The 16,386-nt window shown below is 73.2% G+C and carries 16 protein-coding genes and 1 pseudogene; 7 read left to right on the top strand and 10 right to left on the bottom strand.

Annotation, left to right across the window (positions count from 1 at the left end; translation table 11 throughout):
- Nucleotides 1–2,172 carry an ABC transporter permease gene (locus tag ACFWGN_RS07455; protein ID WP_377616334.1) on the bottom strand — a complete coding sequence of 724 codons (2,172 nt, stop codon included), beginning with the start codon at nucleotides 2,170–2,172 and terminating at the stop codon, nucleotides 1–3.
- Between the two features lie 305 nt (nucleotides 2,173–2,477).
- Here ACFWGN_RS07455 and ACFWGN_RS07450 point away from each other — a divergent pair, with 305 nt between their 5' ends.
- On the top strand, nucleotides 2,478–3,137 hold the full coding sequence (locus ACFWGN_RS07450; protein WP_377616333.1) for a TetR/AcrR family transcriptional regulator: 660 nt from the start codon (nucleotides 2,478–2,480) through the stop codon (nucleotides 3,135–3,137).
- Between the two features lie 36 nt (nucleotides 3,138–3,173).
- Here ACFWGN_RS07450 and ACFWGN_RS07445 read toward each other — a convergent pair whose 3' ends face one another.
- The 4 genes from ACFWGN_RS07445 to ACFWGN_RS07430 all read right to left on the bottom strand — a co-directional run bounded on the left by ACFWGN_RS07445 (nucleotide 3,174) and on the right by ACFWGN_RS07430 (nucleotide 6,656).
- Nucleotides 3,174–3,998, bottom strand: coding sequence for a hypothetical protein (locus ACFWGN_RS07445; protein WP_377616332.1), 825 nt, complete (start codon nucleotides 3,996–3,998; stop codon nucleotides 3,174–3,176).
- A gap of 238 nt (nucleotides 3,999–4,236) precedes the next feature.
- A complete protein-coding gene (locus ACFWGN_RS07440) occupies nucleotides 4,237–4,647 on the bottom strand; it encodes a VOC family protein (RefSeq protein WP_056651239.1) in 411 nt (136 codons plus the stop codon).
- 10 nt (nucleotides 4,648–4,657) lie between these two features.
- Entirely contained in the window at nucleotides 4,658–5,137 is a 480-nt protein-coding gene (locus ACFWGN_RS07435) for a helix-turn-helix transcriptional regulator (RefSeq protein WP_191805865.1), read from the bottom strand.
- A 115-nt stretch (nucleotides 5,138–5,252) separates the two neighbouring features.
- Nucleotides 5,253–6,656: a dipeptidase gene (locus ACFWGN_RS07430; RefSeq protein WP_191805864.1), complete on the bottom strand. Its 1,404-nt coding sequence runs from the start codon at nucleotides 6,654–6,656 to the stop codon at nucleotides 5,253–5,255.
- 84 nt (nucleotides 6,657–6,740) lie between these two features.
- On the opposite strand from ACFWGN_RS07430, the gene ACFWGN_RS07425 reads away from it, so the two are divergent.
- From ACFWGN_RS07425 to ACFWGN_RS07415, 3 genes are all read left to right on the top strand, one after another.
- Entirely contained in the window at nucleotides 6,741–7,346 is a 606-nt protein-coding gene (locus ACFWGN_RS07425; RefSeq protein WP_354511572.1) for a DUF3043 domain-containing protein, read from the top strand.
- 68 nt (nucleotides 7,347–7,414) lie between these two features.
- The gene (locus ACFWGN_RS07420) at nucleotides 7,415–8,419 is read left to right on the top strand and encodes an aldo/keto reductase family protein (RefSeq protein ID WP_191805862.1); all 1,005 of its coding nucleotides are present in this window, start codon (nucleotides 7,415–7,417) and stop codon (nucleotides 8,417–8,419) included.
- 169 nt (nucleotides 8,420–8,588) lie between these two features.
- A complete protein-coding gene (locus ACFWGN_RS07415; protein WP_377616331.1) occupies nucleotides 8,589–9,458 on the top strand; it encodes a siderophore-interacting protein in 870 nt (289 codons plus the stop codon).
- Between the two features lie 77 nt (nucleotides 9,459–9,535).
- Here ACFWGN_RS07415 and ACFWGN_RS07410 read toward each other — a convergent pair whose 3' ends face one another.
- Nucleotides 9,536–10,303 (bottom strand): YitT family protein, encoded by a 768-nt coding sequence (locus tag ACFWGN_RS07410; protein WP_377616330.1) that lies wholly within the window; start codon nucleotides 10,301–10,303, stop codon nucleotides 9,536–9,538.
- 61 nt (nucleotides 10,304–10,364) lie between these two features.
- On the opposite strand from ACFWGN_RS07410, the gene ACFWGN_RS07405 reads away from it, so the two are divergent.
- Together ACFWGN_RS07405 and ACFWGN_RS07400 are read left to right on the top strand one after the other, a co-directional pair.
- Nucleotides 10,365–11,846, top strand: a complete 1,482-nt coding sequence (locus tag ACFWGN_RS07405; RefSeq protein ID WP_377616329.1) for a PLP-dependent aminotransferase family protein — start codon at nucleotides 10,365–10,367, stop codon at nucleotides 11,844–11,846.
- 203 nt (nucleotides 11,847–12,049) lie between these two features.
- Nucleotides 12,050–12,418: pseudogene (locus ACFWGN_RS07400) on the top strand (GNAT family N-acetyltransferase); the annotation flags it as partial.
- A gap of 130 nt (nucleotides 12,419–12,548) precedes the next feature.
- Here the strand turns inward: ACFWGN_RS07400 and ACFWGN_RS07395 are convergent.
- From ACFWGN_RS07395 to ACFWGN_RS07380, 4 genes are read right to left on the bottom strand one after another with little or no spacing between them, the layout of a single operon-like run.
- Nucleotides 12,549–12,758, bottom strand: a complete 210-nt coding sequence (locus ACFWGN_RS07395; protein WP_056651218.1) for a hypothetical protein — start codon at nucleotides 12,756–12,758, stop codon at nucleotides 12,549–12,551.
- Entirely contained in the window at nucleotides 12,755–13,840 is a 1,086-nt protein-coding gene (locus ACFWGN_RS07390) for a quinone-dependent dihydroorotate dehydrogenase (RefSeq protein WP_377616328.1), read from the bottom strand. The genes ACFWGN_RS07395 and ACFWGN_RS07390 overlap by 4 nt, the downstream gene beginning before the upstream one ends.
- Nucleotides 13,837–14,358, bottom strand: coding sequence for a hypothetical protein (locus tag ACFWGN_RS07385; RefSeq protein WP_377616327.1), 522 nt, complete (start codon nucleotides 14,356–14,358; stop codon nucleotides 13,837–13,839). Before ACFWGN_RS07385 ends, ACFWGN_RS07390 begins: the two co-directional genes overlap by 4 nt.
- Before the next feature lie 11 nt (nucleotides 14,359–14,369).
- Nucleotides 14,370–14,726, bottom strand: coding sequence for a hypothetical protein (locus ACFWGN_RS07380; RefSeq protein WP_377616326.1), 357 nt, complete (start codon nucleotides 14,724–14,726; stop codon nucleotides 14,370–14,372).
- A 120-nt stretch (nucleotides 14,727–14,846) separates the two neighbouring features.
- On the opposite strand from ACFWGN_RS07380, the gene ACFWGN_RS07375 reads away from it, so the two are divergent.
- Nucleotides 14,847–16,340, top strand: a complete 1,494-nt coding sequence (locus ACFWGN_RS07375) for a leucyl aminopeptidase (RefSeq protein ID WP_377616325.1) — start codon at nucleotides 14,847–14,849, stop codon at nucleotides 16,338–16,340.
- Nucleotides 16,341–16,386: the final 46 nt, after the last annotated feature.

The raw sequence follows: 16,386 nt of genomic DNA, 5'->3' as shown, positions 1-16,386 counted from the left end.
CTAGACCAGCGCGAGCTCCTCGACGGGCTCGACCGCGTCGGGCTCCGGGCTCACCGCATGGGTGCGCAGCGGCTTGACCCTGTCGATCACCATGACCAGGGCGAGCGACACGACTCCCCAGATCCCGAACGTGACCAGGTGCGAACCGACCGTGTCACCACCGAAGTAGAGGATCGAGCGGATCGACTCCACGGCGGCCGGCATGGGCAGGATCTCGTGCAGGACCCGGAAGACCTCGGGCTCCATGTAGATCGACAGTCCGCCCCCGGACGCGGGGACCCCGACGAGCATCAGGATGCCGACCGCGGGGACGACCGCGAGCATCCCGATGAGCCGCTCGAGCACCGCGCTGAACATGGCCACGCAGAAGATCGCGACGATCCCCGTACCGAGCAGCGGCCAGAAGTGCCCGCTGATGCTCCCCGTGATCGGCCCGGCGATCAGCCACAGGACCGCCGACATGAACACGGCCCACCCCGCCACGATGGGCACGAGGCGGCGCAGCGGCCGGGACCTCGGCGCGGCGTTCGCTCCCACGATGATGATCATGAAGCCCGACATGACCCAGCCCATGGCCAGGTACATGCTCACCGAGCCCATGGTGTCGGTCGTCGACAGCGGGGCGACGTCCTCGGTCGTGAGCTCCGTCTGCTGCCCGGCGGCGACCTGGCCGAACACGGCCGTGACGACCTGCTTCGCGCTCGCGCCGGCTGCCTGGTTGGTCACCAGGGCCGCGCTCGGGTGCTCCGCCGAAGGGAGCACGAAGGCCGCGCTGACCGTGCGGTCCTGCACCTGGGTGCGGGCGTCGTCGACCGAGCCCACGGCTCGCAGGTCGAACAGGCCGGGCATGCTCTGGTCCAGCCCGTCGACCGCTTCCTGAGCCTGCTCGACCGTGGACCCGACGACCGCGACGGGCATGTCACGAGGGGTCGGGGACGACATGGCGCCGAGCATGACCGAGATCATCATCGTGACCATGGCGAGCGGGAAGAAGAGCAGCGCGGTGTAGCGCCAGCGGCGCGTCGCGGGCCGGGGCCCGCCGTGCAGCGACGGCACGGTGACGGGCGGCGGGCCCGCGTCCGGGTTGCGGCGCCGCTTGCGGGCGTCGAACGCGAGCGTCAGCACCAGGGCCACGACCGCGCCGACGACCAGGACCAGCAGGTGGGAGCCGACGCCCGACCCGTCGAAGTACAGGACCGAGCGGAGCGCCTCGCCGATCGCCGGCATGGGAAGGAACGCGTGCAGGAAGGTGAAGAACTCCGGCATGGTGTAGACGCTCATGCTCATGTTCGAGGCCGGCATGCCCAGCACCGTCAGGAGGAGCATCGCCGCGATCACCGCCATGGGCCCCAGGAAGCGCGTCAGCAGGAGCTGGACCGCTCCGACCGCGAAGACGCCCAGCCAGGCGATGCCCAGCACCTCCGGGGTGTGACCCTGCACCACGCCGAGCATGGGCCCCGTCACGGTCCAGACGAGCGCCGCGACCAGGGCGGCCCAGCCGGCGAGGAGCGGCACGGCCCGACGGAAGCGCAGGAGCTCGGGCGAGTTGGAGAGCGTCACGCTGAAGGGCAGGTAGCCGGCCATGACCAGTGCCGTGGCCAGGAACATCGCCCCCAGGCCCGCCGGGTCGAACGCGGGCAGCGGCGCGAGGTCCTCGGTCCCCAGCGTCAGCCCCTGGGCCAGGACCTGCGGGGCGAGCATGCCCGTGACGGTCGAGGACTGCGACGACCCGGCCGAGCCTGCCGTGTACACCGTCGCCTCGCCGTCGACGATGTGCACGGCTCCCGACACCTCCCGGTCGAGCACGAGCTCGCGGGCCTCCTCGTCCGAACCGACGATACGGACGTCGACCGCGTCGGGGTCGGCGGCCTCGAGCGCCTCGGCGAAGGCCCGCGCGTCCGGGGCCGTGCCCGTGACGGCGATCGGCATGTCGTGCGGCGTCGGGGCGTGCATCGTCCCGAGGTAGCCGCTGATCATCATCGACACCATGACGAGCGGCATGAAGAACATGGCCACGTAGCGGCCGATGGTCTCGGCCTTGGCCCGCTTGAGGGCGGCCGCCTCGGCCGCAGCCTCGGCGGCGCCCTCTGCACCGTCCGTCGTCGGAACGGGCGGCGATGCGGGGTCCGGTAACCCCGTGCCCGAGGTGCGCGGGGGCGTCTGGTTGCTCAAGTGTGTGCTCCTGTACGGCGTGGTGGGAGGGCGACGTGCGGCCCCGTGCGCCGTTGCAAGGGCGCCGCCTCGATGTGCGGCTGGGATGGTCCAACTCGACGAGATTACGCCACGTGGCGTAAAAATGTCACGTGGTGGACGCGAGGGTCCCGCCCAGCGACGCGACGGGCACCCCCGTCGATCAGGTGGCATGATCACCGCACCCGGACTCGAGGCAGGGAGTCCTCGCAGGTCAAGGCCTCGACGGGCCGCGGTCGAGGCGCGCACGGGGACATGAGAGACCATCACGAGAAGAGGCCCACCGCATGGGACAGCACAGCGACCGGGCGCGCGAGACGCTGCTGAACTCGGCCGAGGAGCTCTTCGCCCGCTACGGCATCGACGCGGTGTCCAACCGCCGGATCACCGAGCACGCGGGCACGGCCAACCACTCGGCCATCGCCTACCACTTCGGCGGCCGCGACGAGCTGCTGCGCGCGCTGCTCGACCGGCACCTCGAGGAGATGAACAGGCGCCGGACGGCGCTCGTCGCGAACCTGAGCGACGACGCCGGAGTACGAGACCTGCTCGCCTGCCTGCTCCTGCCGTGGATCGAGCACCTGGCGTCGTTGCCGGTCCCCAGCTGGCGTGCGCGGTTCGTCTTCCAGGTCCGCACGGTCCCCTCGGTCGCCGAGGCGCTCGCCGGACCGACCACGGCCAACCCCGTCGTCGAGGACCTCGTCCGGCGCCTGCAGGCCGCGCTGAGCGACCTCCCCCCAAGTGTGGTCCGGGGACGGTTCGAGATCCTCGGCCCCATGACCCTGGGCGTCTGCGCCGAGCACGAGGCGCGCGTCCACGAGGGGACCCCGCCGGCCTGGACCGGGGTCGGCTACTTCCTGATCGACGCGAGCGCGGGCATGCTCGCGGCGCCCGTCACGCACCCCGACGACTACCTCACAGGCCCGAGCACGCCGTTCCTCCTGTGACCGGGGGTCTCCGTCCGCCCGCTTCGACGGCCCGGATCACCCCTGCGCGGCCAGCCACTCCCTGACGTCCTCGAGCTGCGTCAGGATCGTGGTCAGGTCCTGCGTGAGGTGCTGGCCTCGCGCGGCCGCGACGCAGCGATCGACCTCGTCGAGCATGCGCCGGGCCGTCCCTGCGTCGTCGAGGCGCACGGCCAGCTCGGCCCGGTAGGCCTGGGCCTCGACCCGGTCGCGAGCCGACGCTCCGGCGTCCCCGAGGGCCTCCTCGCGCCGCAGCGCTCCGTCGAGGATCTTCGCGGCCTGCCCGACGTCGCCGCGCGAGTCCGCCTGGACCACCGCGTTCGAGACGGCTCGCAGCAGGCGGGACTCACCCTCCAAGGCCGCGCCGAGCTCGGCCGCGTCGACGGCCGGCACGTCGGGCACGGAGCCGGTCGCCTCGGCTGCGTCGACCGTGTCGCCCGCCGGACCGTCGACGGCCCGCCGCACGACGCGGATCCAGTTGCCCGAGGGGTCCACCAGGCTGAAGCCGCTCAGCCCGTCGGCGTTCGCCCGGCGACGAGGCCTGGTGATCCGGGGGAACCCGCTCAGGGGGAGCCTCCCGTGGGCAGCGCGCAGGCCCGCTGCCCACGCGTCGTACAACGGCTCGGTGTCGTCGACCACGACGAGGCACGAGCCGTACGAGTCCTCCGGCCGGAAGCCCTCGATCCCGAAGTAGTGCAGGTCGATCCCCTCCCGCCGGAGCGCGAGGTACGGGTACGGCCGGGTCTGCCGGTAGGTGACCTCGAACCCGAGAGCCGCAGCGAAGTCGCCGATCTCGTCGATCGACGCGCACGGCAGCAGGGGGACCATCGACTCGTTCGCCATGTCCCCATCCCACCACCAGGCACAGGAGTCGACCACCGCCCGGCCCCGACCTGCGCGACCGGGGCACGCGGCGAGACGACCGCACGCGGAGGGGACGCCGTCGGGCGGGCCCTGGTCGCGGCACGACGGCCCTCCCTTGCGCGCGCCTCGGTGGGCGCCCCGGCTCGGCCCGCGGGGACTCCCCAGCAGGTCAGGCCGCGACCACTCCTCCAGATCAGGCCGCAACCGCTCCCCCTTCTCAGGCCGCGACCGCCTGGGCCACCCGCACCATGTTTCCCGACGGGTCCCTGAACGCGCAGTCGCGCGGTCCCCAGTCCTGGTCCATGGGCTCCTGGAGGACCTCGGCCCCCGAGGCCCGGACGGTCTCGAAGAGCGCGTCGACGTCGTCGGTCTCGAACACGAGGATCGGCAGGACACCCTTGATCATGAGCTCCTGGAGCGCGTCCCCGTCGGCCTGCGACCGGCCCGCGTGCGGGGCCGAGAGCACGATCCCGAGCCCCGGCTGCACGTCGGAACCGAGGGTCACCCAGCGGAACCCGCCCGCGCCCACGTCGTTGTGCACCTTGAGGCCGAGCGCGTCGCCGTAGAAGGTGATCGACTCGTCGACGTCGTTGACGGTGATGTTGCAGAACTTCAGCGAGATGGTCATGACGGCGACTCTAGGACGAGGCCCGTGCGCTCGCTTCTCCGATCCTGCTCGATGCTCGCGCGGCCGTGCCGGACGTGCCGGACGGGCCCGTCGCGCCCCGGGCCGGGCGCGTGACGACCTGCGCGACGCACGGGGGCATCGCCTTCACGGCGGCGTGCTCGCGGCTCCGGTACACCGACGGGGGCTCGCCCACGATCTCCGCGAACTTCGCGCTGAACGAACCGAGCGACGTACACCCCACGGCCATGCACGCGTCCGTGACGCTCGCTCCGCCACGCAGCAGAGCCATGGCGCGCTCGATCCGGCGCGTCATGAGGTAGCAGTAGGGCGTCTCGCCGTAGGCCGCGCGGAACCGGCGCGAGAAGTGCGCCGGAGACATGAGCGCCTTGCGCGCCATGGTCGGGACGTCGAGCGGGGCCGCGTACTCCCGGTCCATCAGGTCGCGGGCGCGGCGCAGCAGGACGAGCTCCTCGAGCTCCTGCGGGGTCATGCTCCGAACGTAGCACCGGGCCCCCTCGGCCGGCAGGACCGGGGCCGGGTCCAGAGAGCGACCGTCGGTCGACGGCGGCCCGGACCCGGCCCCGGGTCGTCAGGAGCGCGGGGCCTCAGCCCTGCGCGAGCCTCGTGAGCAGCAGTGCCTCGGCCAGGACGACCTTCTCGAGCTCGCCCAGGTGGACGGACTCGTTGGCACCGTGAGCACGCGAGTCAGGGTCCTCGACCCCCGTGACCAGGATCGCCGCGTCCGGGAAGACGTCGAGCAGGTCGGCGATGAACGGGATCGAGCCGCCGATGCCGATGTCGACCGGCGCGGTGCCCCACGACGTCTCGAAGGCCCAGCGCGCGGCCTGCATCGCCGTCGAGTCGGTCGGCGCCTGGAAGGGCTTGCCGAGCTCGCCGTCGCGGACCGTGACCTGTGCGCCGAACGGTGCGTTCGACTCGAGGTGCGTGCGCAGCGCGGCGAGCGCGGCGACGGGGTCCTGGCCTGGCGCGATGCGCAGCGAGAGCTTCGCGGTCGCACGCGGGGTCAGCGTGTTGGACGCGTGCGCGACGCTCGGGGCGTCGATCCCGATGACCGACAGCGCGGGCTTGGTCCACAACCGGCCGGACAGTGCGCCCTCCCCTGCGAGGCGCACCCCGTCGAGGACCGAGGAGTCGGCGCGGAAGTCCGCCTCCTCGTAGTCGACGCTCGGGTCCGGCGCAGACACCAGCCCGTCGACCGCGACGTTGCCCTGGTCGTCGTGCAGGGTCGTGATCAGGCGCGCGAGCAGCGTGAGCGCGTCGAGGACCGGGCCGCCGAACATGCCCGAGTGGACCGCGTGCCCCAGCACGGCGACCTCGACCTCGCAGTCGACGAGCCCGCGCAGGCTCGTCGTGAGCCCTGGGACCCCGACCTTCCAGTTCGAGGAGTCCGCGACGACGATCACGTCGGCCGCGAGCAGGTCCTCGTACTGGTGCAGGAAGGGCAGGAAGCTCGGCGAGCCGACCTCCTCCTCGCCCTCGACGAAGACCGTGACACCGATCGGCAGGTCGTCCCCGAGCGCGGCGAGGGCACGCAGCGCACCGACGTGCGCGACGATCCCGGCCTTGTCGTCGGCCGCACCGCGGCCGAACAGGCGACCGTCGACCTCGGTCGGGACGAACGGGTCGGTGTCCCACGCGGCGGCGTCGCCCGGGGGCTGGACGTCGTGGTGCGCGTAGAGCAGGACCGTGGGTGCGCCCTCGGGGGCCGGGCGGCGCGCGACGACCGCGGGCGCGCCGAGCGGGCCCGCGACCCCGGTCGCCTGCAGGATCTGCACCTCGGGCAGGCCTGCCCCGCGCAGGAGCTCGGCCACGGCCTCGGCGCTCGCCGCGACGTGCGCCTGGTCGAAGGCCGCGTTCGACACGGACGGGATGCGCACGAGCGCCTCGAGGTCCTCGCGCAGGGCGGGGAAGAGGTCGGCGACCCGGGCGCGCAGGTGAGCGACGTCGTCGGGCTCGGAAGGAGTACTGGTTCCTGGTGTGCTGTTCACCCGGCCAACGCTACCCGCCGGTACGTTCCCGGTCCGGCCCGCACCCGTGACGAGGCAGCCCCCGTCCTCGACTACGCTGGACCTGTGTTCTCACGCAACAAGTCCTCCGCGCCCTCGTCGAACGACGCCCCCGATCCCGTCGCCGCTGCGGCCGAGATCGAGAAGGCCGGCGGCAAGGGCAGGCCGACGCCCAAGCGCAAGGTCTCCGAGGCCGCCAACAAGCGCCCGCTCGTGCCCTCGGACCGCAAGTCGGCGGCCAAGACGGCGCGCCAGCAGCAGCGTGACGCACGCGACCGCCAGTTCCAGGCCATGCAGACGGGCGACGAGCGCTACATGCCTGCCCGGGACAAGGGCCCCGTCAAGCGCTACGTGCGCGACTACGTGGACGCCCGCTGGAACCTGGGCGAGTTCTTCCTGCCCGTGGCCCTGGTGTTCATCGTCCTGACGTTCGTGTTCAACCAGAACCTGAACATGGCGACGATCATCATCTTCGTGCTCTACGGGATCGTGCTCATCACGATCATCGACGCGTTCATCATGTGGCGTTCGCTCAAGAAGCGCCTGATCGCGAAGTTCGGGCCGAGCGCCCCCAAGGGCAACGCCATGTACGCCGTGATGCGCGCGTTCCAGCTGCGCCGCGCGCGCCTGCCCAAGCCCATGCACAAGAAGCACGGCTCCTTCCCCGAGTAGTCGCCGGCCGGTCCGCCGGACGGACCGGAGTTGCACCGAGGTGCCCCGGGCAACCTAGTGTTGTCCCCATGCCCAACTACCGCTTCCTCGGCAACTCCGGTCTCAAGATCTCCGAGATCACCTACGGCAACTGGCTCACCCACGGCTCGCAGGTCGAGAACGACGTCGCCACCCAGTGCGTCCACGCCGCGCTCGACGCCGGCATCACCACGTTCGACACCGCGGACGTCTACGCGAACACCAAGGCCGAGCAGGTCCTCGGCGACGCCCTCAAGGGCCAGCGCCGCGAGTCGCTCGAGATCTTCACCAAGGTCTACTGGCCCACGGGCCCCGGCGGGGCCAACGACTCGGGCCTGTCGCGCAAGCACGTCATGGAGTCCATCAACGGCTCGCTCCAGCGCCTCGGCACCGACTACGTCGACCTCTACCAGGCGCACCGCTTCGACCAGTCGACCCCGCTCGAGGAGACGATGCAGGCGTTCGCCGACATCGTCCGCCAGGGCAAGGCCCTCTACATCGGCGTGAGCGAGTGGACCGCGGACCAGATCCGTGCGGGTCACGCCCTGTCGAAGGAGCTCGGCTTCCAGCTCATCTCGTCCCAGCCCCAGTACTCGATGCTGTGGCGCGTCATCGAGGACGAGGTCGTCCCGACCTCGCGCGAGCTGGGCCTGTCCCAGATCGTCTGGTCCCCCGTCGCCCAGGGCGTCCTGTCCGGCAAGTACCTGCCCGGCCAGCCCGCCCCGGCAGGTTCGCGTGCCACGGACGCCAACGGCTCGCGCTTCATCCAGCAGTTCATGACCGAGGACGTGCTCACGCGCGTCCAGCAGCTCAAGGCCGTCGCCGACGAGCTGGGTCTGACGCAGGCACAGCTCGCGGTCGCGTGGGTCCTGCAGAACGACAACGTCGCAGCCGCCCTGATCGGCGCCTCGCGCCCCGAGCAGGTCGCCGAGAACGTCAAGGCCTCGGGCGTGGTCATCCCCGCCGAGCTCATGACGAAGATCGACGAGATCCTCGGCGACGTCGTCGAGCGCGACGCCGGCAAGACCGCCGCCGGAGCCCCCGGACCGCGCTGACCCTTGCTCTCAGGCCCGCGGCCACGCCGCAGGTCTGGTCGTCCGACGGCGGCCCCGGGTGCTCACCGAGCACCGGGGGCCGCCGTCGTCGTGCCGGGACTCCCGCCGTGGCCGGTGCGCGGTACACCCTGGCCCCACAGCACCCCCTCGCCCGACCTACGGTGTCAGGGTGTCCTCACCTTGCTTCCCGGCCCGCGTCGTCACGGCGACGCGCATCACGCCGCACATGGTCCGTGTCCACCTCGAGGCCGTCGGCGACTGGAGGTGGACGACCGACGGGCAGGGCGACGAACGCATCGACCTCGCCTTCCCGTTCCCCGGCGAGACCGTCGCCGAGATCGCCTTCTTCAACCAGGACGACTACGGGGTCGTGCCCGTCGAGGGCACCGAGCCCCCGTGGCGTCACTACACGGCCCGCCGCGTGCACGAAGCGGGCCGGACGATCGTGGTCGACCTCGCGGTGCACGACGGCGGCCTCGCGTCCGACTGGGCCGTGCGCGCCGAGCCGGGCCACGTGCTGGGCGTCTTCGCGGGCGGAGACTCGCGCAGCTACTACGACGCCCCCGCCGATGCCGAGTGGCGTCTGCTCGTCGCCGACCCCACGGGCCTGCCGGGTCTGGGGCGCATCGTCGAGGAGCTCCCGGCCGGGGCCGTCGCGCACGCGGTCGTCGAGGTCCCCACGCTCGAGGACCGCCAGCAGCTCGAGACCCGGGGCGACGTGACCTACACCTGGCTCGTCACGGCCGAGGGCGCCCGCACGGGCGCCGCGCTCGTCGAGGCCGTGCGCGGCCTGTCCGTCCCTGCGACGCCGGGCTACGCATGGGTCGCGTGCGAGAGCGCCGCGAGCCGGGACATCCGCCGCACCCTGCGCACCGCCTGGGGCATGCCGCGCGACCGGCACCAGGTCGTCGGGTACTGGACCGCGGGAGCCGTCAACGTGCGCGCGGACCGCGACGACGAGGACGCGCAGCCGCACGACCACGAGCACGACCACGACCACGCCGAGCACGAGCACGCCGAGCCAGCGCACCAGCACTAGGCCCCGCCGGGGCGCTAAAGCGGCGGCCCGGCCGTCCGACTGCCCGACGACCGGTCGCGGAGCCGCGGCGAACAAGCCTAGGCAGCGTTGGGCTCAGGCTCGCCCGCTACCCCTCCCAGACCGTCCGTGCCGCGCGTACCCTCGACCGGCCCCGGAGCGACGGCCCCGTCCACCGACGCGACGTCCCCCGTGAGGTGCGCGACGCCGTCGGCCACCTCGACCGGGACGACCGCCGGACGCAGGTGCGGCGCGAGCCACCGCGCCGCGACCTGGACGACGGGGCCGACGCCCAGCGCATAGAGGACCGTCGCCCACCCGAGCGTCCCGCCCAGCGCGAACCCGATCGCGACCACGAGGACCTCGATCGCGGTCTTGACGCGCCGCACGGGCCAGCCCGTGCGGGCGACCAGGCCCGTCATGAGGCCGTCCCGCGGACCGGGTCCGAGCCGCGCGCCGAGGTAGGCGGCGGTCGCGACGCCGTTGAGGACCACGCCCGCGACCGCGAGCGCCACCCGGCCGACCGTCGTGGGGTCGGGGTCGATGCGCTCGAGCAGCAGCAGGAACGGGTCGAGGGTCGCGCCGATCACGACGATGTTGGCGATCGTGCCGATCCCGGGGCGCTGGCGCAGCGGGATCCACAGCAGCATGACCACGACGCTCGCGGCCACGACGACCACCCCGAGCGGGAGCCCCGTGCGCAGGGCGACCCCCTGGTGGAAGACGTCCCACGGCATGGCGCCCATGCCCGAGTGGAGGAGCATGGCCATGGTCAGCGAGAAGCCGAAGAGCCCGAGCGCGAGCTGGAGGGTGCTGCGGAGGGGGCTGAAGCCCTGAGTGATCGACACTCCCCCACTGTGCGGCATCAATGGACTGGTAATCCATAGCCAATTCGGCGAGAGTGGCCCCATGTCCACCTCGCTCGCCGCGCCCGCTCCCACGCTCCCTCCGGTGCACCGCCGGCTCTCTGCACCAGCGCTCGGCGCGCTCATCACGGGGTGGCAGACCGAGGGGCCCGCGTACGTCGCGCTCGCCGACGCGGTGCGTGGCGCGGTCCTGTCCGGCACGGTCGCCCCGCACACGCGCCTGCCGAGCGAGCGCGACCTCGCCGGGGCCCTGGGCGTGTCCCGGACCACCACGGCCGCGGCCTACGCGGCGCTGCGCGAGCGCGGGTTCGTCACGAGCCGCACGGGCGTCGGGACGGTCGCGGTCCTGCCGCGCCCCACGCGCCGCTCCCAGCCCCGGTGGTGCGGCGGTGACGCCCCGGTCCCCGTGGGCGTCGAGCCACCCGACGACCTGGTGGACCTGGGCCAGGCCGCCCCCGCCGCCCCGCCCCAGCTCCACGCGGCCTACGGGCGCGCGCTCGAGGCCCTGCCCGACTACCTGTCGGGCCGCGGGTACGAGCCGCTCGGCCTCCAGCCGCTGCGCGAGGCGATCGCGCACCGGCTCACCGAACGCGGCACCCCCACGACCCCCGACCAGGTCCTCGTCACCACGGGCGCCCAGCACGCGATCTCGACGATCGCGCAGTCGGTCCTCGGCCCGCGCGACCGGGTCGTGGTCCAGTCCCCCACGTACGCGCACGGCATCGAGGCCATGGTCGGGCGCGGGGCGCGCGTCGTCGGGTTCCCCGTGGGAGCAGGGCTGCCGGGCGACGGCCCGGGCTTCGACGTCGCGCTCTTCGAGTCGACGGTCCGCGCGGCCACCCCGCGGCTCGCCTACCTGATCCCCGACTTCCACAACCCCACGGGGTACAGCCTCACGCCCGACGAGCGTGCCGAGGTGCGCCGCATCGCGCTGCGCCACCGCGTGACCGTGATCGGCGACGAGACGCTCTCGGACATCGCGCTCGACGGCCCCGCGCCCGAGCCGCTCGCGGGCGACGGGTCGGCGACGAGCCACCTGCTCACGGTGGGGTCGGCGTCCAAGACCTTCTGGGGCGGGCTGCGCGTGGGGTGGGTCAGGGCGCACCCCGACGTCGTCGCGCACCTCGCCCGGACCCGTGCGGCGAGCGACATCGCGACCTCGGTCCTCGAGCAGCTCGCGGTGACCGAGCTGCTCGCCCGACGCGAGGAGGTCCTCGCGGAGCGGCTTCCCCTGCTGCGCTCGCAGCGGGATCTGCTGCGCTCGGCCGTCACGGCCGCGGTGCCGTCGTGGCGCGTGGCGTCGCCCGCGGGCGGGTTGTCGCTGTGGATCGACCTGGGGCGTCCGCTCGCGCACGCCCTGACCGCGGCGGCGGCCGTGCGCGGCGTGGTGATCAACCCGGGGCCGTCCCTCACGCCCGACGGCGGAGCGACCTCGCGCGTCCGGCTCACCTTCGCGCCGGACGCCGAGGCGATCGGGCGGGCCGTGCCCCGGTTGGCGGCCGCGTGGGAGCACGTCGTGGGGTAGGTCGTCGTGGGCTAGGTCGTCGTCGGGTAGGTCGTCGTGGGCGGGGGACGGGTCGGTCTGGTCTCGGTGCCGAGCATGCGGTTGTCGTCGCGAATCGCCTCCTGCCCGACGACAACCGCATGCTCGACCAGCGGCAACCGCATGCTCGGCGCGACAGGGGCAGGTTCGGGCACCGCCTCGTGCGCGGCCGCTAGGGTGACCCGATGCCCGCCGACGTGTCCTTCCGCGCCCCGACCGACCGGGACCGCGGGTCCGCCGACGACCTCGGGCTCCTCGCGTCGGCCAGCGGCCGCACCGGTTCGGCGTTGCAGAGTCTCGCGGTCGACGTGCGGGGCGGCCTGACGACGATCGTCGCGTTCGTCGACGGGCGGCTGGTGGGTCTCGCGTCGTACGAGGCGGGAACCACGGGCACGGTCCTGCGCCACCTCGCGGTCGAGCACTGCCACCGCGGGGCCGGGCTCGGGCGCCGGCTCGTGATGTCGGTCCGTGAGGCCGTGCAGGGGGCGCCGTTGCTCGCCGAGACGGACGACGACGCCGTCGCGTTCTACCGTCGGACCGGCTTCGCCGTCACGGCCTTACCGCGCGACCCCCGCTGGCCCCACGTCCAGCGATACCGCCGCGGACGCCCGCTGACCCGCGGCGACGCCCCGTGCCGGGCCGGCGGGGGCCGGTCGGAGTCCAGCAGCACCTCGGACGACAGGCTCACGCCGTGCGCAGCTCCACGGTGGCCGTCGCCTGGGCGCCGTCGTTCAGCAGGCGGGCCGCTGCCGCTCCCTGTGCCGCGAGGTCACGCCAGCTCTCGCCGAGCCACTGCTCGGCGTCGAACTGGTTGGTGAACGCCGGGCTCACGGGCGTAGTGAGCGCGCGCCCGTCCGCGTCGTCGAGCTCCCACACCCACTGGGGTCGGATCATCGTGCGCCTCCACCTCGAACGCCCCGGGCCGCGTCACGCACCAGGGACCGGTTGATGCTCGCGGCCCAGAACGGGCCGTTGTAGATCATGCCGGTGTAACCCTGCACGAGGTCGGCGCCCGCCGCCAGGTAGGCGCGTGCGTCGTCGGCCGTCGAGATGCCCCCCACGCCGATGATCGTGACGTCCGGGCCGAGCCGACCGCGGAGGCGAGCGACGACGTCGAGCCCGCGCTCGAGCAGCGGAGGGCCCGAGAGCCCGCCCGGACCCAGATCGTGTCCGATCGTCGTGTTGACCGCCACGACGCCGTCGAGCCCCAGCTCGAGCGCGAGGTCGGCGACCGCGTCGACGTCCTCGTCCGCGAGGTCCGGGGCGATCTTGACGAGCAGCGGGATGCGGCGTGCCCCGGCGGCGCGCGTCGAGTCGTCGGCCGCCTCGCGGACCGCCTGGAGGATGGGCCGAAGCGCCTCGGTCGACTGCAGGTCGCGCAGGCCCGGGGTGTTGGGCGAGGACACGTTGACGACCAGGTAGTCGGCGTGGGGCGCGAGGAGCGCGGCGCTCGTCGCGTAGTCGCCCGCAGCGTCCTCTGCCGGGGTGACCTTGGTCTTGCCGATGTTCGCGCCGATCATGACGGCTCGCCCGGACGCCGAGCGCCGCAGGGCCTCGAGACGCTGGGCCGCGGCCGCCGCACCCTCGTTGTTGAAGCCCATGCGGTTGCGGATGCCGCGCAGCGACAGCTCGCGCCACATGCGCGGCTTCTCGTTGCCGGGTTGGGCGTGCGCCGTCACGGTCCCGATCTCGATGAACGCGAAGCCCAGCATGGTCAGGCCGCGGATCGCCTTGGCGTTCTTGTCGAAGCCGCCCGCGAGACCGAACGGCGCCGGGAACGAGCGGCCGAGCGCCTGGACGCTGCCGGGGCCGTTCGCGCCACGGCCCAGGTACGGGGCCGCGGCGCCCTGGATGACCCCGCCCACGACGGGCGTGCGTCCCGCGAGGGAGATGACCGGGAACACCACCTCGTGCGCCTTCTCGGGGTCCATGTGCTTGAAGACGCCGTTGAAGAGGAGGGAGTACAGCCGGCTCATGCGGGATCCTTCGGTTCGGTGATGGAGGTCTGGGGCGGGCGCGTGCGCCACAGCCAGGTGAGGCCCACGACCGGCAGGACCAGCGGCACGAACCCGTACCCGATCCCGAAGTCGGACCAGACCGTGGGCTCGGGGAACGCCGCCGGGTCCAGCAGGGACCACGCACCGACGGCGAGCACGCCCACGAGCTCGACGCTCACCGCGGTCCAGGCGACGGTCCGCGAGGTGCGCGACCCGCGCGCGAGCGCGACCGTCGCGACGATGTAGACCACGGCCGCGAGCGCCGAGAGGACGTAGGCGACGGGGGCCTCGTGCCAGTCGCGCAGGAGCTGGACGGACGCGCGCGCGGTCGCCGCGACGGCGAAGATCCCGTAGACGAGCACCAGGACGCGGCCGAAGCCGCTTCCCGTGGTGCGCGGCGTGTCCGGGGTTCGGGCGGTCTGGGGAGCCCCCTCGCCCGACGACGTCGCCGGGGTCGCGGGGTCGGGTGCGGTCTCAGGGGTCTCGGGGTGGGTCACGCCATCTCTCCTCAGGCGGTCCAGATCTGCCACAGCCGCCACTCGAGGAACGCGACCGTGATCGCGGCGACCGCGAGCACGACCGAGCTCCAGCGCGTGCGTTCGGCGAACGCCCAGACGGCGGCGACGGGCAGGATGAACAGGGCGGTGATCAGGTATCCCCAGAGCTTCACGGTGTCGGACGCCGAGCTCCCGGTCGCCGCGAGCACTCCGGCGACGATCATCTGCACGACGATCACGCCCTCGATGACGGCACCGCCCCACAGCTGCTTGAGGATCACGGCACGGTCGCGGGCGACGAACCACCCTGCCCAACCGGTGAGTGCCGCGCACAGCGCGACGGCGAGGAGGACGAGGGGGAGGACCACGACGCCGAGCCTACCGGCGCGGGGCCCACGGGCAGGAATCGTCCGACCGTCCCGCGCCGTGCGCGGGGGCGTGCCCGTCCCGCCGGTGGCCCGGCGGCCGGCAGCGGCTAGCATCGAGGCGTGGCTGAACTCACTCTCTCCAGCAAGAACCCGACCGGCGTGAAGGTCGACGCGCTCGTCGTCGGGACCCAGACGACGTCAGACGGCGTGGCCGTCGTGGGGGACGACCTCCCCCGCGACGTGGTCGCCGAGCTCGAGGCCCTCGCTCCGGCGCTGGGCATCACGGGCGCGCGCGACGAGGTCCGCACGGTGCCCGCGGGTGCCCACCTCAAGGCGGGCGTGCTCGTCCTGACGGGTCTCGGTGCCCGGGACGCCTCGGGCTCGTTCCCGGCCGAGACGCTGCGCCGCGCAGCCGGCGCGGCGGTCCGCGAGCTGACGGGGGCGTCGTCCGTCGCGGTCGCGCTCCCTGCCGCCGACGAGGCCGAGGTCGCGGCGATCGCCGAGGGTGCGCTCCTCGGGGCGTACTCCTTCACGCGCTACCGCGAGACCGCGGCCGGGGCCAAGGCAGCGGGGCCCGTCGCGACGATCGAGGTCCTCACCTCGCTCGCCCGCGGGGCCAAGGCCAAGGCTGCGGTCGAGCGGGCCGCGACGATCGCCGCGGCGGTCCACGCGACACGCGACCTGGTCAACACGGCCCCGAACGACCTGTTCCCCGCAGCCTTCGCCGACATCGCCAAGGCAGCGGCCAAGGGCACGGGCGTCAAGGTGACCGTGCTCGACGAGAAGGCCCTCGCGGCGGGCGGCTACGGCGGCATCCTCGCCGTCGGGCAGGGCTCCTCGCGCGGCCCCCGACTGGTGAAGGTCTCCTACTCCCCCTCGCGCCCGCACGCCAAGGTCGCGCTCGTGGGTAAGGGCATCACGTTCGACTCGGGCGGCATCTCGATCAAGCCCGCCAAGGGCATGGAGGCCATGAAGTCGGACATGGCCGGCGCGGCCGCCGTCCTGCACACCGTGCTCGCGGCCTCGAGGCTCGGGCTGCCGGTCGCGGTGACCGGGTGGCTCTGCCTCGCGGAGAACATGCCGTCGGGCACGGCCCAGCGCCCCTCGGACGTCATCACGATCCGTGGCGGCAAGACCGTCGAGGTCCTCAACACCGACGCCGAGGGGCGCCTGGTGATGGCCGACGGCCTGGTCGCCGCGATCGAGGAGAACCCGGACGTCGTGCTCGACGTCGCGACGCTCACCGGGGCACAGATGGTCGCGCTGGGCACCCGGGTCTCGGCCGTCATGGGCACCGAGTCCGTCCGCAGCGAGGTCGTCACCGCGGCCGAGGCCGCGGGCGAGCAGTTCTGGCCCATGCCGCTGCCCGAGGAGCTCGCCGCCTCCATGAAGTCGAAGGTCGCGGACATCGCGAATATCGGCGACCGGTTCGGCGGCATGCTCGTGGCAGGCCTCTTCCTCCAGGAGTTCGTCGGTTCCACGCCGTGGGCGCACCTGGACATCGCGGGCCCCTCGTTCAACGAGGGCTCGGCGTTCGGCTACACGCCGGTCGGCGGCACGGGCGTCGCGGTGCGCACCCTGGTCGAGCTGCTCGAGGCCCGCGCGACGAAGTAGGTCCTCCTGACGCAGCACAGGGCGGGCGCGACCTCGAGGTCGCGCC

The sequence above is a fragment of the Oerskovia sp. NPDC060338 genome, assembly GCF_042726295.1.
In the GTDB taxonomy this organism is placed as follows: Bacteria; Actinomycetota; Actinomycetes; order Actinomycetales; family Cellulomonadaceae; genus Oerskovia; species Oerskovia merdavium.
This window is presented reverse-complemented; position numbering and strand designations above follow the sequence as displayed.